Origin of the sequence: Oribacterium sp. FC2011 (genome assembly GCF_000701645.1) — a bacterium.
GTDB lineage: Bacteria > Bacillota > Clostridia > Lachnospirales > Lachnospiraceae > Oribacterium.
The window spans coordinates 38,224-64,610 of sequence record NZ_JNJM01000006.1 but is presented as its reverse complement, the minus strand read 5'-3'; the positions used below and the strand labels follow the sequence as shown (position 1 = coordinate 64,610).

Sequence of the window (26,387 nt, the reverse complement as noted above, 5' to 3'; positions counted from 1 at the left end):
AGATTTATATGAAATATACAAGAAAAATGTTTTTGATATCTGCCGCTTTAACAGCGGCAGTTTCACTATCTCAGGCTCCTTTGAGTCTGGCTGAAGAAGCTGCAGGTCCATCAGTTTCTTATAACACTGAAACAACCGATACATCTTCATCCTCGGCTTCAAATGGATCCGAGACAGCTTCCGGAAGTGATTCTGTTCAGGCCGCTTTAGAAATGATGAATGAGTCTCAAAGGGCTGCATACTACAAGACTGTTGCTGATTTTTATACAAGTAACGGTATGAATATACCTGCTGATATTAAGGCAGGACTTGAGCAGTACAGCAGTTTCCTTTCGGATCAGAATACAGCAGCGGAAGGAACAGAATCAACGACAGAGACATTTGCATCATCCGCCGGAACCGGAGCTTCTGCCTCAGTAAATGGCACTTATGTTGTCTATAAAACTGACGAGAAAGGTTCTACTCTTTTATTTAAGGCAGATCCTGCAACCGGAGAAGCCGCTGAACTGTATAACGGATGGTATGAAGACTCTGCAGGAGAGAAATACTATTATGAGAAGGGCAAGCTTACTGTTGGCTGGATCATAGATGACGGAAAGTTTTATTATCTCGATCCATCTACCTGCACTCTTACAAAATCTTCCTACGTTGGCAATTTTTATGTCGGCGAGGATGGTGCGGCACTCATGGATACAGTTACTCCCGACGGTACAAAGCTCGCCTATAACGGTTCTGTATACAAATCAAAGGAACCTGCGGAAAAACTTAATGACCTGACATATATTTACAGGAATTATCTTGTGGAATATCCTGACCTTTATGCCGAGTTTTCCGAAAGATCTTCAGGTAGTTACCAGATCATGCCGGAAAAGGAGAATGGTTTTTCCTGGTATACTTACGCCAGCATGAAACTATACAAGCGTAATGCAAACGGCTCTCTTGGAGAAAGAGTATATGTAGGTGACGGCTGCCTCAGAACAGATGCGGTGATAGAGGTTGTAGAGTCAGACGGAAGTATCAGTACTATAAGGCCGTCAGATCTCATTGGATCCGGTCATGAGGTATGGCAGGCAGACCATATCCATATTGATCCTGCCGGATTCATTACCTATACTGTCGCAAAATAATATGTTCCAAGAGGAGATAGTGAAATAATTACTTTTTATCACTATTTGTGCTGCTGACCAAAGGCAGCGGAATGGAGATTTAAATGACATTACAGCAGTTAAAACAGGTGATCGCTGTTGCTGACTGCGGTTCCATGAATGAAGCCGCAAAGCATCTTTTCATTACTCAGCCATCACTTTCCGCCGCCATAAAGGAGCTCGAAAAAGAAATCGGTCTCGACATTTTTCTCCGGTCTAATCGTGGAATAGTCATCACTGCGGAAGGTGAGGAATTCCTTGGGTACGCGAGACAGATCGTTGAGCAGTACCAGCTCATGGAAGATAAGTATGTTAATGCAGGCACCCGGAAAAAGAAGTTTGCCGTATCAATGCAGCACTATACCTTTGCAGTAGAAGCTTTCATACAGCTTGCAAGGGAATTTGGCATGGATACTTATGAGTTCGCAGTCAAGGAAACCAAGACCATCGAAGTTATAAATGATGTAAAGAACCAGACTTCGGAGGTCGGGGTCATTTACATGAATGATTTCAACAATAAGGTCATCGGTAAGATTTTGAGAGAAGATTCCCTTGAGTTTATACCTCTTTTTGACTGTGACATTTATGTATTTATGAGCAAGCAGAATCCTATGGCAAAAAAGAAGCTTATAACGCTTGAGGATCTGAAACATTATCCATGTCTCAGTTTCTATCAGGGAGAGCATAACTCCTTCTATTTTGCAGAGGAGGTTCTAAGCACCTATGACTATAAGCAGATCATAAAATGTGATGACAGAGCTACAGCACTGAATCTTATGGTAGGACTTAATGGTTATACAATGTGCTCCGGCATCATCTGTCAGGAACTGAACGGGGATGAGTACACCACTGTAAAGCTTGATACCACTGAAAAAATGACGATAGGATACATCAAGAAGAAAAAGATCCCTTTAAGTGAACTTGGAGAGCGTTATGTGGCAGAATTGAAAAAATATTCAAAGCAGCAGCTCTGATATATTTGGCTGATAATAATACTTTTCATCACTATTTATGCCGTCGGCTGAAGACGGTGGAATGGAGAATGATATGGAAAATAATAATAACATTTTGATCATTGCTTTGGTGGTGGCAGCTGTTATTGCTGTCATAATTGCCTACAATGTATATAAAAACATTAAACGTAAAAATGCAGATAAGCTTTCCATGAAGATAGCAGAGGATGAAAAGCTGCATATAACCTTGGATAACAAGGCCGATATGTCAGAAGTTGCGAGGATCATTCTTGAGGGTCTCGGTGGCAGCGAAAATGTACGTGAAGTCGACCATGACGGCGGAAGACTAAAGGTACAGATAAATGAGTATGGTGCCGTGGACGAGAAGAAGATCAGATCCGCTAAAGTGGGAGGAGTTCTCCGCCCCAGTAAGACAGCTGTACATATCATCATAGGTTCCGCAGCGGAATCTGTGGAAAATGAACTTAAAAAACATGTTACCCCGGTAGCATGACAAATTGGCCGATGTTCCGTTTAGGAACATCGGCTGTTTTATATCATCCATAAAATTTGGTTATACCTGCCCCTTATGCAAAGCTTTTAACCCCACCCTTGCTTGATTTTGTAAGGTGAGTCCGATATAATTAGAACGCTAAAGGCCGAAGTATACCCATTTTTCAAAACATTGAAAAATCACGGTTCCAAACAGCAAAGGATGCTGCGAAAATTCGGTTTAATATATGATTTAAGGAGATAAGGCGCTGATGTTTAAAAAAGTTGATACAAACATGAACTTCGTAGAGCGCGAGAATGAGGTTGAGGAGTTCTGGAAACAGAATCATATCTTTGAGGATTCCATCAAAGAGCATGAGGGAGATCCTTCTTACGTATTCTACGACGGTCCTCCTACCGCAAACGGAAAACCTCATATCGGACATGTTGAGACCAGAGCATTTAAGGACATGATCCCAAGATACCGTGCCATGAAGGGTTCTATGGTTCCCAGAAAGGCAGGATGGGATACCCACGGACTTCCTGTAGAGCTGGAAGTTGAAAAGTCCATCGGCATCAACGGAAAAGAGCAGATTGAGAAGTATGGAGTTGCGCCTTTTATAGATTTATGTAAGGAAAATGTCTGGAAGTATAAGGGCATGTGGGAGGATTTCTCCTACAAGGTAGGCTTCTGGGCAGATATGGACAATCCATATGTTACTTATCACGATGATTTTATCGAGTCCGAGTGGTGGGCTCTTAAAGAGATCTGGAAGAAGGGTCTACTCTATGAAGGCTTCAAGGTAGTTCCTTACTGCCCGCGCTGCGGAACCCCTCTTTCCAGCCACGAAGTAGCTCAGGGCTATAAGGAGTTAAATGAGCGTTCAGCCATCGTTCGTTTCAAGGCAAAGGATCAGGATTTCTACTTCCTTGCATGGACAACCACACCATGGACACTTCCTTCCAATACCGGACTTTGCGTAAACCCGGATCTTGAGTATTCAAAGGTTAAGGCTGCTGACGGATATACATATGTCATGGCTTCATCACTTCTTGACAAGGTTCTTTCACCTCTTGCAAAGGAAGGCGAGAAGGCTTATGAGGTTCTTGAGACCTATAAGGGAACAGATCTTGTGGGAATTGATTACGAGCCCCTTTATCAGTGCGCGGCAGATGTGGCAGCGAAGCAGCACAAGAGAGCTCATTATGTAGTATGTGATCCTTACGTTACAGCTGAGGACGGTACAGGTATCGTTCACCAGGCTCCTGCATTCGGTGAAGATGATGCCCGTGTAGGCCGTGAGAATGATATGCCTCTCGTTAAGTTCGTTGATGAGAGCGGATGCATGACTGCCGAGACTCCTTTCGCAGGCATGAGATGTAAGCCTACAGAAAAGGAAATCGCAGAGGGTGCTATCAGCTGTGATCCTGAGGTATTGAAGGATCTTTCATCAAGAAAGCTTCTTTACGATGCTCCAAAGTTCACACACTCATATCCTCACTGCTGGAGATGTGATACTCCGCTTATCTACTACGCAAGAGAATCCTGGTTCATTAAGATGAGCGCTGTAAAGGATGACCTTGTTAAGAATAATGCTACCGTTAAGTGGTATCCCGAGACCATCGGTTCAGGCCGTTTCGGTGCATGGATCGAGAATGTTCAGGACTGGGGTCTTTCACGTAACCGTTATTGGGGAACTCCTCTCAATATCTGGGTATGTAAGGACTGCGGCGAAAAGGATGCCATCGGTTCCATTCAGGAACTCAAAGAAAGAGCATATAACTATGAAGATGTTCTTTCAGAGCTTAAGGCTTCCGGCAAGGAGGGTTACAGCTCAGATTACGTAGGTTACGAGCATATCGAGCTCCACAAGCCTTACGTTGACAAGCTTACCTGCAAGTGTCCTAAGTGCGGCGGCGACATGAAGAGAGTACCTGAGGTTATCGACTGCTGGTTCGATTCGGGCGCTATGCCATACGCACAGCATCATTATCCATTTGAGAACAAGGAGCTTTTCGAGGCACAGTTCCCTGCACAGTTTATCTGTGAGGCCGTTGACCAGACCAGAGGCTGGTTCTACTCACTTCTTGCAGAGAGCACAATCCTCTTTAACAAGGCACCTTATGAGAACGTTCTCGTACTCGGACACGTTCAGGACGAGAACGGTCAGAAGATGAGTAAGTCCAAGGGTAATGCTGTTGACCCTATGGATGCATTAAAGAAGCACGGCGCGGACGCTATCCGCTGGTTCTTCTACACAAACTCAGCACCATGGCTTCCAAACAGATTCCATGACAAGGCTGTAGTTGAAGGACAGCGTAAGTTCCTTTCCACACTTTGGAACACCTATGCATTCTTCGTGCTTTATGCAAATATTGATGATTTTGACCCAACTAAGTATTCACTTGAGTACGATAAGCTCGGGGTTATGGATAAATGGCTTCTCAGCAAGCTCAATTCCGTAGTCAAGTCAGTAGATGACAATCTTACAAACTTCAGAATCCCTGAGGCCGCAAATGCCCTTCAGGAATTTGCGGATGATATGTCCAACTGGTATGTTCGCCGTTCAAGAGAACGTTTCTGGGCAAAGGGTATGGAGCAGGACAAGATCAATGCTTACATGACTCTTTACACCACACTGGTTACCTTCTCAAAGATTGCGGCACCTATGGTTCCGTTCATCACAGAGTCCATCTACAGAAATCTTGTCTGCACAGTGGATTCTCAGGCAAAGAAGTCAGTTCACCTCTGCTCTTTCCCTGAGGCGGATGAGTCTATGATTGATGCAGCTCTTGAAGAGAGCATGGATAAGGTACTCCGTATAGTAATCCTCGGACGTGCTGCAAGAAATACAGCTGCTGTTAAGAACCGTCAGCCTATCGGCAACATGTATGTGAAGTCAGAATCCGGTCTTGACCAGTATTACATTGATATCATCGAGGATGAGCTTAATGTAAAGAATGTCATTTTCCAGGATGACTTAAGGGCATTTACTTCCTACACCTTCAAGCCGCAGCTTAAGACAGTAGGTCCAAAATATGGAAAGCATCTGAATTCGATTCGTACATATCTTTCAGAGATCGATGGATCAAAGGCCATGGACGATCTCGAGACTAACGGCGAAATCAAGTTCACAGTTGATGGAGATGCAGAAGTTTCACTTACAAAGGATGACCTTCTTATAGATGTATCCGAGAAGGGTGGATTTGTCACAGAAGAGGGCAATAATCTCACCGTTGTTCTCGATACAAATCTCACACCGGAGCTCATCGAAGAGGGCTTTGTAAGAGAAATCATTTCAAAGATTCAGACAATGCGTAAAGAGGCCGGCTTCGAGGTAATGGATCATATCAAGGTATATGTGAAGGACAACGATAAGATGGCTAATCTTATGCGTAAGAACGAAAGCGAGATCATAAGAGTAGTTATGGCGGACACAATCGTGTATAATCTTACTCAGGGATACGAGAAGGAATGGGATATCAATGGAGAGACCATGACTCTTGCTGTCGAAAAGATCTAAAAATATACTGATCAGATCAGAACCCCTTATGGAAACAATCTGAATGTGTTTCCATAAGGATTCGAAATTTATATTTCGAGAAAGGAATAGGATAGTGGAGAAGTTCGATAAGGAATTATTCAAAAAAGAAATTAAGAGCAGTGCCCGCAAGCTTTATCGCAGATCACTTGAGGATCTCAATACAAAGGAGGCTTTTTTTGCAGTTTCTTATGCTGTTCAGAACACCATCATTGATGACTGGATGGCAACTCAGAAGGTAACTGAGAAAAAGGACGCCAAGAGAGTTTATTATCTTTCAATGGAATTCCTCATGGGAAGAGCTCTCGGCAACAATATCATAAATCTCACTTGTCGTGATGAAATCAAGGAAGCCCTTGAGGAGCTGCATCTTGATCTCAATGCCATTGAGGATGAGGAACCTGACTGGGCTCTCGGAAACGGTGGTCTCGGAAGACTTGCAGCATGTTTCCTGGATTCCCTTGCAACTCTCGGATATTGGGCATGCGGATGTGGAATACGCTATAAATACGGTATGTTCAAGCAGCAGATCGTTAACGGATATCAGAAGGAAGTACCTGACGACTGGCTTAAGGACGGAAATCCTTTTGAGCTTCGTCGTGCAGAGCTTTCAAAGGAAGTAAAGTTCGGAGGATGGGTAGAAGCTGTAAACCACAACGGAAAGCTTAAATTCGAACAAAAGGGATACCAGTCAGTTATCGCGATTCCATATGATACACCTGTAGTAGGTTACAACAACCACGTTGTTGATACTCTTCGTGTATGGGATGCACAGGCAAAGGAAACCTTCCGTCTTGATGAGTTTGATAAAGGTAATTACGAGGCAGCTGTTGAAAATGAGAACATGGCCCGTAACATAGTTGAAGTTCTTTATCCCAATGATAATCACTATGCAGGTAAGGAGCTTCGTCTTCGCCAGCAGTATTTCTTTATTTCAGCTTCCGTACAGACAGCTGTAAAGGATTATGTTGACAGACACGACGGAGACATTAAGCACCTCTATGAGAAGGTTGCCTTCCAGTTAAATGATACACACCCTACAGTTGCGGTTGCAGAGCTTATGAGAGTTCTTATGGATGATTATGAGCTTTCATGGGATGAAGCATGGGAAATAACCAAAAAGACCTGTGCATATACAAACCACACCATCATGGCTGAGGCACTTGAGAAGTGGCCTATTGAGCTTTTCTCAAAGCTTCTTCCACGTATCTACCAGATCGTTGAGGAGATCAACCGCCGCTTCTGTGAGTATATCCGTGGTAAGTATCCTGAGAATGCCGAGCATAAGATCGCCAAGATGGCTATCATTTACGACGGACAGGTTAAGATGGCTCATCTTGCTATCGTTGGCGGACATGCCGTAAACGGTGTTGCACAGCTTCATACAGAGATTCTCAAGAAGGAAACTCTCAAGGATTTCTATGAGTTGTATCCTGAGAAGTTCTCAAGTAAGACAAACGGTATCACACAGCGCAGATGGCTTCTTCATGCCAATCCCGAGCTTGCAGAGTGGATCACAGACAAGATTGGAAACGGTTGGATTACAGATCTCTCCAAGATCAGTAAGCTGGCAGTTTATGCAGATGACGAAAAGTGTCAGGCTGAGTTTATGGCTATCAAGCGTCATAACAAGGAACGTCTTGCGAAATATATACTTGAGCACAACGGAATTCAGGTTTCTACCGATGCCATCTTCGATGTCATGGTAAAGAGACTTCACGAGTACAAGAGACAGCTCATGAACATACTTCATGTAATGTATGTTTACAATCAGCTTAAAGATCATCCGGAGATGAAGTTCCATCCTCATGTTTATATCTTTGGTGCAAAGGCAGCTGCAGGCTACAAGACAGCAAAGCTTACCATAAAGCTTATCAATAATGTTGCCAATGTTATAAACAACGATGAGTCCATAAACGGAAAGATCAAGGTTGTTTTCATCGAGGATTACAGAGTATCCAATGCCGAGCTTATCATCCCGGCTGCAGATATTTCAGAGCAGATTTCAACAGCTTCAAAGGAAGCTTCCGGAACCTCAAACATGAAGCTTATGCTTAACGGTGCCCTTACACTTGGAACTATGGATGGTGCCAATGTTGAGATCGTTAAGGAAGTTGGTCATGAATATGCATTCACCTTTGGATTGTCCTCTGATGAGGTTATCGCTCTTGAGCATAATCATCAGTACAACCCTATGGAGATCTTCAACCACAATCAGGAGATCAGAAGAGTACTTATGCAGCTTGTAAACGGATATTACAGCCCTGAGAATCCTGAGCTGTTCCGTCCGCTTTACAACTCACTTCTCAATACACAGGAATCAGATGTGGCTGACCGTTACTTCATACTTAAGGATTTCGCTTCCTATGACGAAGCTCAGAGAAGAGCCTGCGAGCAGTACGAGGATGAGTCCTGGTGGGCTAAGGCAGGAATTCTCAATACTTCACATGCCGGAAAGTTCTCATCTGACAGAACTATCGAAGAGTATGTTGATGAGATTTGGAAGCTTGACAGAATCAAGGTTAAAGGTTAATGGCTATTCAATGAAAAAGCGAGCCGGTGTCGATACCGGCTCGCTTTTTTACACCATCATATATACAATTCTTTCGGTCTCGACATATCCGAGGCCTTCATAAAGATTAAGTGCTATTACATTGTTACTTGAAACCTGTAAAAGTATCTTTTTGTACTTTCCGGATTTATCGTAGTTTTCCACGGCTTTCATAAGGGCTTTCCCATGGCCTTTTCCCAGATACTTGTCATACACCAGAAGTCCGTACAGATAAAGCGTTTCTTTATCATAACCTGTGAGATGCACTTCTCCGTATTTATTGCAAAGATCATCGCCGGGGTCTGATATGGGATGCTCCAGAACCTTTTCCATAAGCAGCTCATCATAAAGGTGTACTGCCCCTATAGATCTTAAAGTCTCATAGGTATCCGGTGCCACAAATGGGACAGGAGCCTTTAGCCTGAAGGTCTGATCCCATGATTCATCATCGGGTTCAAAACAGATACGCTCATATGCGGCGCAATCAGAACCTGTCAGCGGTTTCTTTATCATGAATTTTATCTTTACATCTCTGAAATCATCCCGAAGACTGTTGTAACACATGGAAAAAAAGCCGATTCCTCTCATGGACGGGTGGGTAAAGGCTTCTACCTCGATAACTTTTTTCCCTTCCACAGTCTCACCGAGAAAATAGCCTGACAGAACCGCAAAAAGTTCTGAATCAAGACCACTTTCCTCTTTATCATCGTTTCTGACAATATAATAAAAATCCCCGTCAAGATCGGTGTCATAGTTCGTATGATCTGCGAGATTACATTCATTGACAAGCTCACATACAGCGGCTCTGTCCATATCTTCCAATTCTTTAAATAATTCAGCTTCCATAGCAAGGATTATAGCACATTTTTTGACACCTACAGCCCATTATGATAAAATACATTAGCCTTTATAGAAATCAGTTAAAAGGAGATATCATGGAGAAGATTTATAAAACAATGAGAGATACCGGAGCCGGCTCCATCGCCCTCGGAATAGTGATCCTTGTTGCAGGAATAACAGTTGGCATTATTTCCATCATAAACGGAACCGTACTTTTAAAGCGTAAGAACGAACTTACTTTCTAAAAATGGCAAAGCATTCAACCAGAAACCAGAAGATTGGTTGGATCCTTTTCGTACTTTATCTTGCGGCTCTTCTTTATCTCATGTTTTTTTCAGAGATGGAACAGAGAGGAGTAGGCGCAAAAACAGAATACACCTACAATCTTACACCCTTTGTTGAGATCAGCAGATACCTGTTTTCCGGTAAGCAGATTGGCCTGAGAGGGGTTTTACTCAATCTATACGGAAATATTCTGGGATTTATGCCCTTCGGTTTTATCCTTGGTGTTATCAGCTCAAGATGCAGGGAGCATTGGTACAATGCTGTGATATGCACATATCTTTTGAGCTTCAGTATCGAGATGATCCAGCTGGTGCTGCGTGCGGGAAGCTGTGATGTGGACGATATCATACTTAACACATTGGGAGGCACTTTAGGTTATGCTGTTTTCTGTTTTGTGCAGCACAGAAGGAAAGTTAATTATTTTAAACGTCATCCGCAAAGACGTCATGGATCCAGAGGCATTTAGTGGCTAATAAAAAGAGATATAATTATATACGTAAAAAAATCGCACCGGGCACCTGGTTCAAAGTTATGACTGCAATACTATCCTTTGTTTTACTTGTGTCCTGTATCGTCATTTCCACCTACATGGAGGGGAAAGGACCGTTATTCATAGGTGCTATGGGCATAAGTTCAATCATCATGGCTATTTATACAGTTTTTAATTCCATGGTTTTTGAAAAGGATCCCGAGTGCAATTACATACCTGTACATGCTGCAGGTATCGTTGCAGGAATCATAGTGATTCTATGGCTCATCCTGCTTCTTTTAGGTTTGTTTTTTTGAGGTAATATGGAACGATATAACGATGCTTTAGAGCGCATCAGAGAAATCCCGGAAGAAAAGGCTGTGCCGGAAACTTTCCGGGATTATTTCATTACATGTGCTGAATTCATTATAAAAATAGATGATTTTATAAAAGAAACTGAAAATATAGATCTGTCCGGATATTCCTTTACTGAAGATAATGACGCCATTCCCGGCAGAAGCATTGACCTTCGCAAATGGAATCAGGTGCTGTATGAGGATATGGTAAGAGATTATGATCACTCATACCTTAATCCTGCATACGCTGAAAAGAAGCTTTCTCCTTATGGCAGTATCTTTTCTGTTCTCCTTTTGGAAATAGAAAACCTCATTCAAAGTGCCTATGAGAAGGACCTTTATGATATAACAAATGTCCTGGAAACATTCATTCAGGTATATTGTCTTTTCACTTCTGATTACAGGGATTTTTCGGATAATGCTGACGCACAGTCACTTCCCGAGGTTAAGACATTAAAAGATGTTCTGTATTCCTATGCTTATGACTATTCCATGGATTTTCTTAAGAAGCAGATGGACAGACAGTATCTTTGTTCTGATACCTATACGAAAAAAGTCCTGTCATCACATGATTTTAAAAATGTTGATGACATATATCTTTATGGAGCTTATATATCAGAAACAGCCTACAAAACCGCAGAGTTTGCAGCTTCTCTTTCAGATGAAGAGGTGGACCGTATGGCATATACCTGGTATAAAGGGTTTAAAGACGGTTTTTTGATCCAGGGAAAGCCATATGATAAAAAATCCCTGATTGAGTTTAGATTCCATATTGGTTTTGAAAGAGTTGTAAAACGTGCAGCGGAGTACTTTAAGGAAGATGGTTATGATTTCACTGTTCCGGTGAGATCAGCTCATTTCCTAACCAGATCACCGCAGGGAGCTGCTTTACTTTATGAGAGCCCTAACCGGCAGATGGACTATGATCACTGCTATGATCTTTCTCTCGTAATGGGTGACCGTATAGCATCCCGTATGCTGGAGGAAACAGATCAGATATTCCGTTCCTATGATTCGGAAATAAAACGCTATGCAGGTCCTGTTGTTATGGAAACATTTGGAGAACCTGAATTTGAACCTGTAGAAAAGTTCGAGAAGCTAAGCTTCAACGATCATCAGAAAGAAGTTTACGGAAGATACAGAAGCGAACTTCAAAACACCGTATATAAATATATCGATGCCGAGGAACGTTCTTTCACCATCATTGCATGGCCTCTGCCAACTATAGGACACGATTTTAAAGAAATCTTCCGGGAGACAATTGCCATCAATACTCTGTCTTCGGAAGCCTATATGCCTGTACAGGCAAGGATTATAGATGCTCTCGATAAAGCTGATTACGTGATTGTGAAAGGCCGTGGAAATGATACCGACATGAAGGTGATGCTTCATCCTCTTACTGATCCGGATAAACAGTCAAATTTTGAAAACTGTCTTTCCGATGTTAACATTCCACTTGGGGAAGTATTCACCTCTCCTGTACTTACAGGCACAGAAGGTGTGCTGAACGTTAAATCAGTATTTATCGATGGTATACAGTTCCATGACTTAAGGATAGTTTTTGAAAATGGAAGAGTGACAGATTACAGGTGTAAAAACTTTGAAGATCCTGATGCCTCAAAAGCACTGATCCGCCGTGTGATATTCGGAGAAAAGGAAAATCTCCCCATAGGAGAATTTGCCATCGGAACCAATACTCTTGCATACAAAATGATCGAGAAGTATAAAATCGGTGCAAGGATGCCCATCCTCATTGCAGAGAAAACAGGTCCTCATTTTGCAGTAGGCGATACCTGTTACTCCTTTATGGAGGAAATGCATCTCTTCAACCCTGACGGAAAAGAACTCATTGCCAAAGATAACGAATGTTCCATCCTCAGAAAAACTGATCCGGATAAAGCTTATTTTGCGGTTCATACGGATATTACAATTCCTTATCATGAACTTGACTCCATTGAGGCTGTAACAAGTCATGGCGAACATATCTCCATCATATCCGGCGGCAGATTTGTTCTTGAAGGTACGGAGGTACTGAATGCTCCACTTGACGATTAAAGATTTTGATCTTACTGCCATAGCAGAGTCCGGCCAATGTTTCCGCATGACTTCGGTGGGAACCATTGACAAAAAATATCCGGTATATAAAATTGTGGCCTTGGGCAAATGTCTCCTTATCTCGAGAAATCCGAAGGGGGATACAGATACATATCTGGCAAGCTGTACGGAATCTGAGTGGGAGGAATATTATAAACATTATTTCGATCTGACAACGGATTACGAATGCTACAGAAGCTATGCAGATCCTTCGGATGAATTCCTGAAAACCTGCATGGAATATGGTACCGGCATCCGTATACTTAATCAGGAACCATGGGAAATGCTTATAAGCTTTATCATTTCTCAGAGAAAATCAGTTCCTGCCATACGTACAACAGTTGAAAAGCTTTGTGCACTTTCCGGAGAAGAATGCTTCATAGACAGTTCTGAGTGGCATACATTAGCTCCGGAAATACCGGAAAGAATCTATTTTTATCCGTTTCCCGATGCCGGAACTCTTGCAGGATTTGATGTCGAAGAGATCGGATCCACCGGAACAGGATATCGTACAGGGTACATTATGGAAGCTGCAAGAAAAGTCACTACCGGAGAGATCGATCTTTCTGCCCTTGCCGAAACTCCTGATGAGGCGCTTTTGGAAGAACTTCTGAAGATCCACGGAGTCGGCATAAAAGTGGCCTCCTGTACAGCACTTTTTGGTTTTCACAGACTTTCTCTTTGTCCGGAAGATGTATGGATGAAGAGAGTAAAGGAACAGTTTTACTCCGGCAGCTGGCCGGAAAGCTATAAGCCGGTCCTCGGTGTACTCCAGCAATACATGTTTTACTATGCACGACTTGAACACGAAAAAGACAAAATTAAAAGAACCGGAAGAGAGAATCAATGACTAGAAAAAAGCATGGTGGAATACGGTTTTTAACCGTACTCGCCACACTGACAATTTTAATATGTAACCTCATAACACCTCTTAGTACCATCAAGGCGTATGCAGCATGGAATTTTCCGTATGTGGAGATCAATGCTGAGGCCGGCATTGTTATGGACGCAGATACGGGAGCTGTACTATTTCAGAAGAATGCCCATACAAAGGAATATCCTGCATCCATCACAAAGGTATTGACCGCACTGGTAGTGCTTGATAATTGCAAGCTTGATGATATGGTCACCTTTTCCCATGATGATGTTTACAATGTTGATGCAGGATCTTCCAATGCTCAGATAGAAGAGGGGGATACGCTTTCGGTTGAAGACTGCCTCCACGCACTTCTCCTGAAATCCGCCAATGAGGCCGCCAATGCCCTCGCCTGTCATGTGGCAGGATCCAGGGAAGCATTTGCGGAAATGATGAATCAAAAGGCTGCAAAGCTTGGATGCACAGACAGCCACTTCACAAATCCTTCAGGTCTTTTTAATGAGAATCACTATACCAGCGCCTATGACATGGGTCTTATAGGCATAGCTGCCATGAAAAATGAAGCCTTCATGGAGATCGATTCACACCTTTCCTATAAGCTGGCAAGCACCATCCGTAATCCGAATGGACATACAGTTTATATGGAGCACAAAATGCACCTTGATGATACAAAGTACTCTGACAGCAGAGTAGTCGCAGGAAAAACCGGCTATACCATGGATTCCGGCAATACTCTCATCACTATGGCAAGCGAAAACGGCAGAAATCTTGTAGCAGTTGTTCTGAAGGATAAGAACCCAGCCCATTATACAGACACTAAAGCCATGCTGGACCTTGGTTTCTACAGCACGGAAAACCAGGTTCTGGATCCTTCACTCTTCAACACAGAGGATATAAAGAACCGTCTGATCGCAGATACCATTGCGGATTCCGGATGCACCGCCTCAGACCTTTCCGTAAAGGAAACCATGTATGTGTCATTACCCGTTGGTTCCTCTCAGGAAGGACTGACTTACAGACTGAACTATAACCTGCCGGATTATGTTTCCGCACACACCATAGCAGAAATAGAATATCTTGCAGACGGACTCCCTGTAGGAAGGTATTTTATTGAAAAAGAACCGACAGTCGCCATAGAAACCAGCTCTCAGGAATCCTCCGCTGCGGACGAACAGACTAAGGAAGCCCTGACCTCCATAAGCGTGACCGCAATTGCCGGCGTTGTCGGTGTTGCCATTTTAGCCACATTCGCCGCTCTCGGCATCAAACGTGTAAGAGATTCCCGAAAGATGGCCAGATACATGCATGACCGCCGAACCGAACGCCTCAAAGACCTGGACATGTCCGAAGAGGAATTCATGGAGGTCCTTCAGATCCGCCGATCTCAAAAGAACCAAAACTACAACAACAATAATTTTAATTCCAATTACAACAACAATCGTTACGACCATTTTGACTCAAAAAGTTCTTCCAACCGAAAAAACATCAGCCGTGGTCGTAAAGACCACAGGATGTAAACACTAATCCCAATCCGGCCGGGCATGTTTTTTGTCTTCTATATGACTTATATCCATAAAATCTGAATATGAGTCAAAATAGAATCCATTTTATATGACCTATATTCCAAAAAACAAATAATAGGTCAAGAACCTCATCCCTTGCATTTTCGTCCGGCTTGATATAACATATAGTGGACAGCAACGGAGCTGCCGCGCATGCGGTAGCTCCGTTTTTTTGCGCCAAGTCATAACCCGCAGTTGTCATAAATATTCTATCATTAACATTGGGTAATATTTTAGCCTTAAATATGTTGAAATAATCCTTAAAAGTGATAGAATAATCACAAATGTGTGTACATGGAATACACTTGTTTTTCCACCACGGACAAAACGGTGAAAATGTACTAAAAAACACTACAGATATAAGCTGACAGAATACCAGATAAAAAAACTGCTTATATCGACTTTTGACTGATATGTCATTACTAAGGAGGGAAGTATGAAACTGAAGAAAATCTTAGCATTAGGTCTTGCTGCAGCTATGACTGCATCACTTGCTGCCTGCGGCGGAGCATCATCCGGCGGAAATTCAGGAAGCGGTGCAAGCGCAGGCGGAGACGTTATCAAGATTGGTGTATTTGAGCCTACAACCGGTGAGAACGGCGGTGGCGGATTCCAGGAGGTACTTGGTATCCGTTATGCAAATGAAACTCACAAGACAGTTAAAATCGGTGACAAGGAATACACCATCGAGCTTGTAGAGGTAGATAACAAGTCAGATAAGACTGAAGCCGTAAATGCTGCCAACAAACTTATGGGCGAAAAGGTTTCAGTAGTTCTTGGCTCATATGGTTCAGGTGTTTCCATCGCAGCCGGACAGATCTTTGCAGATGCCAAGGTTCCTGCCATCGGATGCTCATGTACAAACCCTCAGGTTACACAGGGCAATGAATACTACTTCAGAACATGTTTCCTTGATCCGTTCCAGGGAACTGTAATGGCTAACTACGCTATGCAGAACGGATATAAGAGCGCAGCTATCCTTACACAGCTTGGTGATGACTATTCATCAGGCCTTGGTTCCTATTTCAAGACTGCTTTCACAGAGCTTGGCGGAACAGTAGTAGACGAAGAGCAGTTCCAGACAAACCAGACAGATTTCAAGGCTGTTCTTACAAACATTAAGGCAGCAAATCCTGACGTTATCTTTGCTCCTTCATCTATCACAACAGCACCGCTTATCATAAAGCAGGCAAGAGAACTTGGAATCACATCTCTTATCGCTGCAGGTGATACTTGGGAGAACTCAACCATCATTGAAAACGCAGGTGCTAACGCAGAGGGCGTAGTTCTTTCAACCTTCTTCGATGAGGCTGAGCCTGCCAATGCAGAGGCCGAGTCATTTATCAAGGGCTTCAAGGATTACTTAAAGGCAAATAATCAGTCAGAGATCATCCCTGCAGTATCCGCTCTTGGATATGATGCTTATCTTGCAGCATACAATGCTATCGAGAAGGCTCAGTCAACAGACGGCGAGGCTATCAAGGAAGCTCTCAAGACTGTTTCATTTGACGGTGTTACAGGAGCTGTTTCCTTCAACGAAGAGGGTGACGCAAATAAGGATATGGCATTTATCAAGACTATTCAGGATGGTGCGTTTAAGTTCCTTACAACTACAACCATCAACGGCTAATCATCACTTTCTGTTTTATCGTAACTATTCAGGATCATCGATCAGGAACTGACCGATATGATAGCCTTACGAAACATTAGCGGTATTGTAAGAGGGGCATCCTTTAAAGATGTCCCTTTATACTTTTCAGATCAACCTATGAGGTGAATGTCTAAAGTATTTGTCATTCACTTACAGCGCCTTGGCACACATCCGTATGCAAGGTGCTGAATCATATCAATATCAAATCTATTCTTTTTATAAGGGGAATCATCTTATGTCTCTTACAACGTTCCTGCAGCAGTGTCTGACAGGTATTTCACTGGGTGGTGCTTATGCACTTATCGCCATCGGTTACACCATGGTATACGGTATACTCAGACTTATCAACTTCGCACATGGTGATATCTTCATGATGGCAGGATACTTCATGATATTTGCCATGGCATCTTTTCCATGGTTTATCGCCCTTCCGATCGTTCTCATAGTGACAACGGTTCTCGGCGTGAGCATCGAGAGAGTAGCTTACAAACCACTACGTTCGGCACCCAGGATGTCTGTTATGATCTCAGCCATCGGTGTATCCTACCTGCTCCAGAATCTTGCAACCTATCTTTTTACGGCACTGCCGATGGGATACCCTGAGATTCCGGTACTTAAGAAGGTATATCAGCTTGGAGGACTTTCAGCATCCTTCGTCACCTTCCTGACACCGGTTCTCACACTTATTCTTGTATATCTTCTTATGACACTTATCCAGCACACAAAGATGGGTATGGCCATGAGAGCGGTATCAAAGGACTATGAGACAGCTTCTCTTATGGGTATAGACATCAACCGTACTATTTCCATTACCTTCGCCATAGGTTCTATTCTTGCGGCTGTAGGTTCTATTCTTTACTTTACAGACCGAATGACAGTATTCCCATTCTCAGGCTCACTTCCCGGAATGAAATGCTTCGTAGCTGCGGTTTTCGGTGGCATCGGCTCCATCCCGGGAGCAGTTGTGGGAGGATTCCTCATCGGAATAGGTGAAACTGCGTTGGTCGCTGCGGGACAGTCCACCTTCTCCGATGCGTTTACCTTTGTTATCCTGATAGTTATTCTTCTTGTCCGTCCTACCGGAATTTTTGGTGAGAAGACAACCAATAAGGTTTAAGGAGGAAAGGATGGGTCCAAACAGAATGATCAATAAAGAAAAACAAAGAAACAATATATGTACCCTTGTTCTCATAGCAGCGGTACTTGGAATATGTGGTTTTCTTGAAGCAAATAAATACAGCTACAGTTATGCAATTTCCATCATTGAAAGATCCATGGTTTACGCAGTAGTTGCGGTTTCCATGAATCTGGTTAATGGTTTCACCGGTCTGTTCTCACTTGGTCAGGCAGGTTTCATGGCACTTGGTGCTTATGTGACAGCTATTTTTACAATCCCTGTGGGACAGAGACCTTCCGTTTATTACATTTCCGGTATAAATCCTGCCATTGCAAATGTTCAGCTCCCCATCATCGTGGCGCTGATTCTTGGAGGACTTGTTGCCGCAGGTGTTGCAGCTCTTATCGGTTTCCCGGTTCTCAGACTCAAGTCTGACTACCTTGCAATTGCAACCCTTGGATTTGCCGAGATCATCCGTGCATGTATAGCTGCCCCTCAGTTCGATACCATCACAAACGGATCTTACGGTCTTAAGTCCATTCCCGGATTTACCAATATTTTCCAGCCGTTGGCATTATCGGTAATCTGCATCGGACTTATGGTGCTTCTCATCAATTCTTCATACGGAAGAATGTTTAAGGCAGTACGTGAGGATGAGATAGCAGCCGAGGCAATGGGTATCAACCTTTTCAAAACCAAGGAGCTTTCCTTCGTTATCTCTTCATTCTTTGCCGGAATAAGTGGCGGAATGCTTGCCATGTTCATGAGATCAATTGACAGTAAGACCTTCCAGGTTGCCCTTACCTACGATATCCTTCTCATCGTTGTTATCGGTGGTATCGGTTCTGTTACAGGTTCTGTTATCGGTGCTTTCATCGTTACCGCAGGAAGAGAGCTTCTGAGATTCTTCGATGAGCCACTCATGCTTGGAGGAATTCAGGTGCCGCTTTTCAGACCGGGATTCCGTATGGTCATCTTCTCCATACTTCTCATGGTTGTAGTTCTTTTCTACAGAAAGGGACTCATGGGAACAAATGAATTCAGCTGGAACGGAATCTTTGGCTTTTTTAAGCATCCGTTCAAAAAGAAAAGTAAAAAGATGGAGGGCAAGGCATAATGAACGATAACACACAGAATGTCCTCAGCATGCAGAATGTCATCATGCAGTTCGGAGGCGTAAGAGCCATAGACAATCTTTCTCTTGATGTAAATAAGGGAGAAATCGTTGCTCTCATCGGTCCTAACGGTGCAGGTAAAACAACTGCATTTAACTGTATCACCGGAATCTATGTACCTACTTCCGGAATGGTAAGCTTTAACGGCAAAAACCTGAAGGGAAACTCTCCGGACGAGATTACAAAACTCGGAATCGCAAGAACCTTCCAGAACATAAGACTTTTCTCAAATCTTACTGTTTTTGATAATGTTCTCATCGCAAAGCATCTCCGTGCAAAGGATAATGTTTTCACCGCGACGCTGAGACTTAACCGTGCGGAAGAGAAGCGCATGAGAGAAGAGACCGCGCTGCTTCTTAAAGAGCAGGGTCTCTATGAGCTTAAGGATGAGATCGCATCTTCACTTCCTTACGGTCTCCAGAGACATCTTGAGATTGCAAGAGCACTTGCGACACAGCCTGAGCTTCTGCTTCTGGATGAGCCGGCTGCCGGCATGAACCCTCAGGAGACTCAGGAGTTAACTGATTTCATCGTTAAGATACGTGATCAGTACAAGCTCAGTATCTTCATGATAGAGCATCATATGGATCTGGTAATGCAGATTTCAGAACGCATCTATGTTCTTAATTTCGGAAAGCTCATCGCTCAGGGAACTCCTGATGAGATTCAGAGCAATCCTGAAGTAATCGAAGCTTATCTGGGAGGTTCTGAGGATGCTTAAAGTAGATAATCTTAAAATAAACTATGGCGGAATCGAGGCGGTTAAAGGCATCAGTTTTGAGGTTCCGGATCATTCCATCGTAACTCTCATAGGAGCAAACGGTGCAGGAAAGTCTTCAACACTCCGTACCATTGCAGGTCTTGTTAAGGCCAGTGCGGGAACCATCAATCTTGACGGCGAAGACATTACCAACATGCCATCAGCCAAGAGAGTGGGAAAGGGCATCGTGCTCTGTCCCGAGGGAAGAAGAGTATTCCCTGATATGACTGTTCTTGAGAACATAAAGATCGGCGCATATTTAAGAAACGATGATCTTACAGCTGACATCGAGAATGTTTACAATCTGTTTCCGAGACTTAAAGAGCGTAACTGGCAGCTTGCCGGAACTCTTTCAGGTGGTGAGCAGCAGATGCTTGCCGTAGCCCGTGCTCTTATGTCCAATCCGGAAATTATGATGCTTGATGAGCCTTCACTCGGTCTTGCGCCTATCGTTGTGCAGGAAATCTTCTCCATCATTCAGAAGATCAACAAGGAGCGGGGAACTACCATACTCCTCATCGAGCAGAATGCCAACATGGCATTGAAGGTTGCCGACAAGGCCTATGTTATGGAAACCGGCCGTATCACTCTCTCCGGTACCGGAGCAGAGCTTCTGGCAAATGACGATATCAAGGCAGCTTACCTTGGAAAGAAGAAGTAATATTTTAACCTGATAATAACAGGCCATCTGGCAGTATATGGATTACGCAAGTGAAAAGCTCTAGTAATCAATGCCCTGCCGGGGTTTAATCCATCGGAGACGGTTCTCTTTCGGAGTGAACCGTCCCCGATGGATTCTTTTTTGCATGTGTTTCTTAACAGAGGAATCCATTGCTATTACCTATTGTTTATACAAAAATTCATTTTATGTATATTATTTATATTGTGCCGGAACACGATTTTTGATATTATATTGAAAATTTGAACAATCGGGGTTTGGAAGTTGAACATATGCGGTATTTTATAGTTTGAACTTTTGACCTCGTATCATATGAAAAGGAAAGCCTATGAAATTTACAAAGATGCAGGGTTGCGGAAACGACTATGTGTATGTAAATTGCTTTTCGGAGAAGGTCAAGGATCCATCATCACTTGCGGTGAAGATCGCCGACAGACACTACGGTGTAGGCGGCGACGGTCTCATCCTCATCGAGCCCTCCGATAAAGCAGATGCTTATATGCATATGTTCAATCTGGACGGATCCGAAGGTAATATGTGCGGCAACGGCATACGTTGCGTAGCGAAATACATATATGATCACGGCATTATTCCAAGTGACCGTGATGAAGCAGTCATCGATACCAAATCGGGACTTAAGAAAATTAAGCTTTATACAGACAACGGTAAAATGACCCACGCAACAGTTGATATGGGTATTGCGAAACTCACTTCCGAGCTTCCTGAAGATATCACTGTTCATGGGATGCATTTACGTTTTATCGGCATAGACGTCGGTAATCCTCATGCGATTTATTTCCTGTCCGATAATCCTGAGCTTAATGTTTCTAAGGTCTCTGATTTGGATTTTCTTTTATATGGACATGATTTCGAGACTCATGAAAGGTTCCCCGAGAAGGTAAATTCGGAGTTCATCAGGATCATTTCCCCTACTGAGATTGATTTCAGGGTATGGGAGAGAGGCTCGGGTGAAACATTAGCCTGCGGAACAGGAGCAACAGCATCTGTTGCCGCCGGATGTATGGCAAAGAAGCTTCAGCCTGACACAGAGGTTACGGTTCACCTTATAGGTGGCGATTTAAAAATTAAATATGAATCCGCCACAGGCCGTTGCTTCATGACAGGACCTGCGGTGGAGGTCTTCAGCGGAGATTTCCCCGATTAATGAAAGGAACAAATGAAATGTTACGGTGTTCATCCTATTATCCCGATTTGATTTCTGATTCGGTGTGATACCTGTACATAATATTTCATACATTAGTCAAACCGCACCATATGTAGTTTTTAATATCATTGAACTGATATTAAGATATACGTCATGCTGTACCGGTAATACCAAATAGACATATTCTTACGGTATAAACATCAGGAGATTTCTCATCAGTTAAATAGAGGTGCTTCATACATCTCTATTTTTTTGGGGAAAACCAGGACTACAGAGCATGACAACAAGTTTTTTTAACCAAAAGGAGAAACAATGGACGCATTTCTGATTCTTGAAGATGGAACAGTTTTCAAAGGTACGTCGATAGGCGCTGTAAAGGAGGTCATTTCCGAGGTGGTATTCAACACTTCCATGACAGGTTATCTTGAGGTTTTAACCGACCCTTCTTATGCGGGACAGGCAACTGTCATGACTTATCCTTTGATCGGTAATTATGGTATCTGTTACGACGATATGGAGTCGGATCGCCCATGGCTGGACGCATTTATAGTTCGTGAGCTCTCACGCATGCCGTCCAATTTCAGATCTGAAAATACAATCCAGAACTTTTTAAAGAAAAACGATATACCTGGAATCGCCGGAATCGACACCAGAGCACTGACAAAGATCCTTCGTGACAAGGGAACCATGAACGGTATGGTTACCACTAAGCGTTACAAAGGAGAGGAGCTTTCCTCCATCCTTGAGAAGATCAAGGCTTACTCGGTTACAGGTGTTGTTGCGAAGACCACCACAAAGGGAGTTTATGTGGCTCAGGCCCAGAACCCGGACGGCAGCCGCTACACAGGCGATAAGGAGCCGAAGAGAGTAGCATTCATCGATGTTGGTGCCAAGAGAAACATTATACGTTCTCTTCAGAGACAGGGCTGTGATGTCACCGTTTATCCTGCGGATACAACAGCAGAGACCATCCTGAGCCAGAATCCCGACGGAATAATGATCTCAAACGGTCCCGGAGACCCTAAGGAAAATGTTTCCATCATAAAGGAAATCAAAAAGCTTTACGATTCGGAGGTTCCGATCTTCGCAATCTGCCTCGGACACCAGCTTATGGCTCTTGCCACAGGCGCAGATACCTTCAAGCTTAAGTACGGTCACCGCGGAGGAAACCATCCGGTAAAGGACCTTTCAAACGGTCGCGTATACATCACCTCACAGAACCACGGATATGCAGTTGACCCTAAATCACTGGATCCAAAGGTTTGCGAGGAAGCCTTTGTCAATGTTAATGACGGCACCAACGAAGGCCTTAAGTATGTGGGCAAGAACATCGTTACGGTGCAGTATCATCCGGAGGCTTGTCCCGGACCTAAGGACAGTGCATATCTGTTCGAGCGTTTTATGAAGATGATGGAGGCATGAGAGAATGAAGGATAACAGCATTAAAAAAGTATTGATGATCGGTTCGGGCCCTATAGTTATAGGCCAGGCCGCAGAGTTTGACTATGCAGGAACCCAGGCCTGCCGTTCTCTTAAGGAGGAAGGTATCGAGGTAGTACTTCTCAACTCAAATCCTGCAACCATCATGACGGATAAGGATATCGCGGATCATGTATACATTGAGCCGCTGACCATAGAGGTTCTTGAGAGACTTATCGAGAAGGAGAAGCCGGATTCCATCCTTCCCACTCTCGGCGGACAGGCAGGTCTCAATCTTGCCATGGCTCTCGACGAGTCAGGCTTCCTTAAGTCCCATAACGTAAGACTTATCGGAACCACAGCTCTCACCATCAAGAAGGCTGAGGACCGTCTCATGTTCAAGGAGACCATGGAGAAGATTCATGAGCCGGTGGCACCATCAGAGGTTGTTCACTCGGTTGAGGATGGTCTCAGAGTTGCAGAGGAGATCGGCTACCCTGTAGTTCTCCGTCCTGCTTACACCCTTGGAGGGTCCGGCGGCGGAATTGCCGAGAACCGCGAGCAGTGCACCGAGATTCTTGAGAACGGTCTCAGACTTTCAAGAGTTCACGAGGTACTGGTTGAGAAGTGTATCGCCGGCTGGAAGGAAGTCGAGTACGAGGTTATCCGTGATTCTGCGGGTAATGTTATCACCGTATGTAATATGGAGAACATTGACCCTGTAGGCGTACACACAGGTGACTCCATCGTAGTTGCTCCTTCACAGACTCTCGGTGACAAGGAATACCAGATGCTGAGAACCTCAGCCTTAAACATTATCACGGAACTGGGAATCACCGGCGGATGTAATGTTCAATATGCACTTCACCCGGAGAGCATGGAGTACTGCGTTATCGAGGTTAACCCGAGAGTTTCCCGTTCCTCAGCCCTTGCTTCAAAGGCGACAGGGTACCCCATCGCAAAGGTGGCTGCAAAGATTGCTCTCGGATACACTCTGGATGAGATAAAGAATGCCGTAACAGGAAAAACCTACGCGTCCTTTGAGCCCATGCTTGACTATGTGGTAGTTAAGATGCCGCGTCTTCCTTTCGATAAATTTATAACCGCCGAGCACACACTGGGAACCCAGATGAAGGCCACCGGTGAGGTTATGGCCATCGCCAACAATTTCGAGGGCGGTCTCATGAAGGCCATCCGTTCACTGGAGCAGCATGTGGATTCACTTATGTCCTATGACTTCTCTGACCTTGATGATCACGACCTCCAGAAGCTCCTTCACAGAGTGGATGACCGTCGTATCTGGGTTATTGCTGAGGCACTGCGCCGCGGTTACAGTTACCAGGAGATTCACGATATCACAAAGATTGACGAGTGGTTTATAGATAAGATCAAGATACTCATTGACATGGAGAACCGTTTAAAGAGCGAGTCCATGAACGAGACTTTACTTCGTGAAGCCAAGAGGATCGAGTTCCCGGATAATGTTATCGCCCGTCTCACAGGCTACGAGGAATCAGAGATTGCCGAGATGCGTGACAAGTGGGATATAAAGGCAGCCTTCAAGATGGTTGATACCTGTGCTGCTGAGTTTGAGGCTGAGACACCTTACTACTACAGCGTTTTCGGTTCCGAAAATGAATCCACCGGTGCCTTCCGTGATCCCGAAAAGAAGAAAAAGGTTCTGGTTCTGGGATCGGGTCCCATCCGTATCGGACAGGGTATCGAGTTCGATTTCTGCTCGGTTCACTGTACATGGCAGTTTAAAAAAGAGGGCTATGAAACTATAATTATAAATAACAACCCTGAGACGGTTTCAACCGACTTCGATATAGCAGACAAGCTTTACTTCGAGCCTCTGACACCGGAGGATGTGAAGAATGTGGTTGATATAGAAAAGCCGGACGGAGCAGTGGTCCAGTTCGGTGGTCAGACCGCCATCAAGCTTGCTGATGCCCTTGAGAAAATGGGCGTACCTATCCTCGGAACCCAGCAGGATGACGTGGATGCAGCAGAGGACCGTGAGAGATTCGATGCCATCCTTCAGGAAACCGGCTGCCAGCGTGCCGCAGGTAAGACCGTATTTACTGCTGAGGAAGCAAAGGAAGCTGCTAACGAGCTTGGATATCCTGTACTTGTACGTCCATCCTACGTGCTTGGTGGCGCGGGAATGCGTATCGCCATCTGTGATGAGGATATCGATGAGTACATAGGAGAGATCAACCAGATCGCCCAGGAGCACCCGATCCTTGTAGATAAGTACATCCGCGGAACTGAGCTTGAAGTAGATGCAATTTGTGACGGCAAAGACATTCTCATCCCGGGAATCATGGAGCATATAGAGCGTACCGGTATCCATTCCGGAGACTCAATTTCCATCTACCCGCAGAGAAGCCTTACAGCAACAGCAAAGCAGAGAGTCATCGATTACACTGAGCGCCTTGCCAAGGCTCTTCACGTTATCGGTATGGTTAATGTTCAGTTCATTGCAGACGGTGACGAGGTTTACATTATCGAAGTTAACCCTCGTTCCTCAAGAACAGTGCCTTACATCAGCAAGGTTACGGGAATTCCTATCGTACCCCTTGCCACAAAGATCATCTGCGGACATACCATAAGAGAGCTTGGCTACGAGCCGGGCCTTCAGAAGGAAGCCGCATACTACGCTATAAAGATGCCTGTATTCTCCTTCGAGAAGATAAAGGGCGCCGACATTAGCCTGGGACCTGAAATGAAGTCAACAGGCGAATGTCTCGGTATCGCAAAGTCCTTTAACGAGGCTCTTTACAAAGCCTTCCAGGGTGCGGGAATCCAGCTTCCCAAGTATAAGAACATGGTTATCACAGTTAAGGATGAGGATAAGGCAGAAATCGTTCCTATCGCAAAGCGTTTTGAAGCTCTCGGATACCGTATCTTCGCAACCCTCGGAACCCAGAAGGCTCTTTCTGAGGGCGGCGTAAAGTGCTTCCAGGTACGTAAGGTGGAGCAGGAATCTCCTAACATCCTCGACCTGGTTCTGGGACATGAGCTTGATATCGTCATCGACATACCTAAGGAAGGTGCAGAGGCAGGAAAGGACGGTTTCGTCATCAGAAGAAACGCGGTTGAGACCGGTGTTAATGTTCTTACCGCCATTGATACCGCAAAGGCTCTTGCAACTTCACTTGAAAACAAGTCATCGGAGCTTACCCTTGTGGATATAGCTAAGCTTGATGAGGAAAACTGACATAAAGGATATATACTGACTTCAGCCCCTGA

Annotated in this window: 20 protein-coding genes; 19 read left to right on the top strand and 1 reads right to left on the bottom strand. The window is 44.1% G+C overall.

Translation table 11 applies throughout. From position 1 onward, the window contains the following. Positions 1-8 precede the first annotated feature (8 nt). The 5 genes from T357_RS0106275 (at position 9) to T357_RS0106255 (ending at position 8,665) form a co-directional block, all read left to right on the top strand. Positions 9-1,127, top strand: a complete 1,119-nt coding sequence (locus tag T357_RS0106275) for a hypothetical protein (protein ID WP_031549836.1) — start codon at positions 9-11, stop codon at positions 1,125-1,127. Positions 1,128-1,210: 83 nt separating this feature from the next. Continuing rightward, the gene (locus tag T357_RS0106270; protein WP_031549835.1) at positions 1,211-2,119 is read left to right on the top strand and encodes a LysR family transcriptional regulator; all 909 of its coding nucleotides are present in this window, start codon (positions 1,211-1,213) and stop codon (positions 2,117-2,119) included. 73 nt (positions 2,120-2,192) lie between these two features. After that, positions 2,193-2,612, top strand: a complete 420-nt coding sequence (locus T357_RS0106265; protein ID WP_031549832.1) for a PTS sugar transporter subunit IIB — start codon at positions 2,193-2,195, stop codon at positions 2,610-2,612. A 250-nt stretch (positions 2,613-2,862) separates the two neighbouring features. Continuing rightward, a complete protein-coding gene (ileS, locus tag T357_RS0106260) occupies positions 2,863-6,114 on the top strand; it encodes an isoleucine--tRNA ligase (RefSeq protein ID WP_031549831.1) in 3,252 nt (1,083 codons plus the stop codon). Between the two features lie 94 nt (positions 6,115-6,208). Next, positions 6,209-8,665 carry a glycogen/starch/alpha-glucan phosphorylase gene (locus tag T357_RS0106255; protein ID WP_081828074.1) on the top strand — a complete coding sequence of 819 codons (2,457 nt, stop codon included), beginning with the start codon at positions 6,209-6,211 and terminating at the stop codon, positions 8,663-8,665. A 48-nt stretch (positions 8,666-8,713) separates the two neighbouring features. On the opposite strand, the gene T357_RS20095 is transcribed toward T357_RS0106255, so the two are convergent. Beyond that, positions 8,714-9,529, bottom strand: coding sequence for a GNAT family N-acetyltransferase (locus T357_RS20095; protein WP_031549827.1), 816 nt, complete (start codon positions 9,527-9,529; stop codon positions 8,714-8,716). Between the two features lie 89 nt (positions 9,530-9,618). On the opposite strand from T357_RS20095, the gene T357_RS21400 reads away from it, so the two are divergent. From T357_RS21400 to carB, 14 genes are all read left to right on the top strand, one after another. Next, positions 9,619-9,768 carry a hypothetical protein gene (locus T357_RS21400; RefSeq protein ID WP_029199935.1) on the top strand — a complete coding sequence of 50 codons (150 nt, stop codon included), beginning with the start codon at positions 9,619-9,621 and terminating at the stop codon, positions 9,766-9,768. Between the two features lie 2 nt (positions 9,769-9,770). Continuing rightward, positions 9,771-10,274 (top strand): VanZ family protein, encoded by a 504-nt coding sequence (locus T357_RS0106240; RefSeq protein ID WP_031549825.1) that lies wholly within the window; start codon positions 9,771-9,773, stop codon positions 10,272-10,274. Beyond that, positions 10,274-10,594: a hypothetical protein gene (locus T357_RS0106235; protein ID WP_031549823.1), complete on the top strand. Its 321-nt coding sequence runs from the start codon at positions 10,274-10,276 to the stop codon at positions 10,592-10,594. The genes T357_RS0106240 and T357_RS0106235 overlap by 1 nt, the downstream gene beginning before the upstream one ends. Positions 10,595-10,600: 6 nt before the next feature. Beyond that, on the top strand, positions 10,601-12,688 hold the full coding sequence (locus T357_RS0106230; protein ID WP_031549821.1) for an aminopeptidase: 2,088 nt from the start codon (positions 10,601-10,603) through the stop codon (positions 12,686-12,688). Beyond that, positions 12,669-13,577 (top strand): DNA-3-methyladenine glycosylase 2, encoded by a 909-nt coding sequence (locus tag T357_RS0106225; protein WP_031549819.1) that lies wholly within the window; start codon positions 12,669-12,671, stop codon positions 13,575-13,577. Before T357_RS0106230 ends, T357_RS0106225 begins: the two co-directional genes overlap by 20 nt. After that, complete coding sequence (locus T357_RS0106220; protein WP_049962311.1) at positions 13,574-15,121, top strand: D-alanyl-D-alanine carboxypeptidase family protein; 1,548 nt, start codon at positions 13,574-13,576, stop codon at positions 15,119-15,121. Before T357_RS0106225 ends, T357_RS0106220 begins: the two co-directional genes overlap by 4 nt. Positions 15,122-15,602: 481 nt before the next feature. Continuing rightward, on the top strand, positions 15,603-16,796 hold the full coding sequence (locus T357_RS0106210; RefSeq protein WP_031549815.1) for an ABC transporter substrate-binding protein: 1,194 nt from the start codon (positions 15,603-15,605) through the stop codon (positions 16,794-16,796). Between the two features lie 256 nt (positions 16,797-17,052). Beyond that, on the top strand, positions 17,053-17,934 hold the full coding sequence (locus tag T357_RS0106205) for a branched-chain amino acid ABC transporter permease (RefSeq protein ID WP_031549813.1): 882 nt from the start codon (positions 17,053-17,055) through the stop codon (positions 17,932-17,934). A gap of 10 nt (positions 17,935-17,944) precedes the next feature. Then, positions 17,945-19,051: a branched-chain amino acid ABC transporter permease gene (locus tag T357_RS0106200; RefSeq protein WP_330373091.1), complete on the top strand. Its 1,107-nt coding sequence runs from the start codon at positions 17,945-17,947 to the stop codon at positions 19,049-19,051. Further along, entirely contained in the window at positions 19,051-19,830 is a 780-nt protein-coding gene (locus tag T357_RS0106195; RefSeq protein WP_031549809.1) for an ABC transporter ATP-binding protein, read from the top strand. Before T357_RS0106200 ends, T357_RS0106195 begins: the two co-directional genes overlap by 1 nt. Beyond that, positions 19,823-20,530, top strand: coding sequence for an ABC transporter ATP-binding protein (locus T357_RS0106190; protein ID WP_031549807.1), 708 nt, complete (start codon positions 19,823-19,825; stop codon positions 20,528-20,530). The genes T357_RS0106195 and T357_RS0106190 overlap by 8 nt, the downstream gene beginning before the upstream one ends. Positions 20,531-20,876: 346 nt before the next feature. Then, the gene (dapF, locus tag T357_RS0106185) at positions 20,877-21,713 is read left to right on the top strand and encodes a diaminopimelate epimerase (RefSeq protein ID WP_031549805.1); all 837 of its coding nucleotides are present in this window, start codon (positions 20,877-20,879) and stop codon (positions 21,711-21,713) included. 312 nt (positions 21,714-22,025) lie between these two features. After that, positions 22,026-23,135, top strand: a complete 1,110-nt coding sequence (locus tag T357_RS0106180) for a carbamoyl phosphate synthase small subunit (protein ID WP_031549803.1) — start codon at positions 22,026-22,028, stop codon at positions 23,133-23,135. Positions 23,136-23,139: 4 nt separating this feature from the next. Further along, a complete protein-coding gene (carB, locus tag T357_RS0106175) occupies positions 23,140-26,355 on the top strand; it encodes a carbamoyl-phosphate synthase large subunit (RefSeq protein WP_031549801.1) in 3,216 nt (1,071 codons plus the stop codon). The last annotated feature ends 32 nt before the right edge of the window (positions 26,356-26,387 follow it).

Bases quoted from the DNA above. Each gene is read 5' to 3' on its own strand.
- T357_RS0106275 (WP_031549836.1), top strand. From the start codon at position 9: ATGAAATATACAAGAAAAATGTTTTTGATATCTGCCGCTTTAACAGCG.
- T357_RS0106270 (WP_031549835.1), top strand. From the start codon at position 1,211: ATGACATTACAGCAGTTAAAACAGGTGATCGCTGTTGCTGACTGCGGT.
- T357_RS0106265 (WP_031549832.1), top strand. From the start codon at position 2,193: ATGGAAAATAATAATAACATTTTGATCATTGCTTTGGTGGTGGCAGCT.
- ileS (WP_031549831.1), top strand. From the start codon at position 2,863: ATGTTTAAAAAAGTTGATACAAACATGAACTTCGTAGAGCGCGAGAAT.
- T357_RS20095 (WP_031549827.1), bottom strand. From the start codon at position 9,529: ATGGAAGCTGAATTATTTAAAGAATTGGAAGATATGGACAGAGCCGCT.
- T357_RS21400 (WP_029199935.1), top strand. From the start codon at position 9,619: ATGGAGAAGATTTATAAAACAATGAGAGATACCGGAGCCGGCTCCATC.
- T357_RS0106240 (WP_031549825.1), top strand. From the start codon at position 9,771: ATGGCAAAGCATTCAACCAGAAACCAGAAGATTGGTTGGATCCTTTTC.
- T357_RS0106230 (WP_031549821.1), top strand. From the start codon at position 10,601: ATGGAACGATATAACGATGCTTTAGAGCGCATCAGAGAAATCCCGGAA.
- T357_RS0106225 (WP_031549819.1), top strand. From the start codon at position 12,669: ATGCTCCACTTGACGATTAAAGATTTTGATCTTACTGCCATAGCAGAG.
- T357_RS0106220 (WP_049962311.1), top strand. From the start codon at position 13,574: ATGACTAGAAAAAAGCATGGTGGAATACGGTTTTTAACCGTACTCGCC.
- T357_RS0106210 (WP_031549815.1), top strand. From the start codon at position 15,603: ATGAAACTGAAGAAAATCTTAGCATTAGGTCTTGCTGCAGCTATGACT.
- T357_RS0106205 (WP_031549813.1), top strand. From the start codon at position 17,053: ATGTCTCTTACAACGTTCCTGCAGCAGTGTCTGACAGGTATTTCACTG.
- T357_RS0106200 (WP_330373091.1), top strand. From the start codon at position 17,945: ATGGGTCCAAACAGAATGATCAATAAAGAAAAACAAAGAAACAATATA.
- T357_RS0106195 (WP_031549809.1), top strand. From the start codon at position 19,051: ATGAACGATAACACACAGAATGTCCTCAGCATGCAGAATGTCATCATG.
- T357_RS0106190 (WP_031549807.1), top strand. From the start codon at position 19,823: ATGCTTAAAGTAGATAATCTTAAAATAAACTATGGCGGAATCGAGGCG.
- dapF (WP_031549805.1), top strand. From the start codon at position 20,877: ATGAAATTTACAAAGATGCAGGGTTGCGGAAACGACTATGTGTATGTA.
- T357_RS0106180 (WP_031549803.1), top strand. From the start codon at position 22,026: ATGGACGCATTTCTGATTCTTGAAGATGGAACAGTTTTCAAAGGTACG.
- carB (WP_031549801.1), top strand. From the start codon at position 23,140: ATGAAGGATAACAGCATTAAAAAAGTATTGATGATCGGTTCGGGCCCT.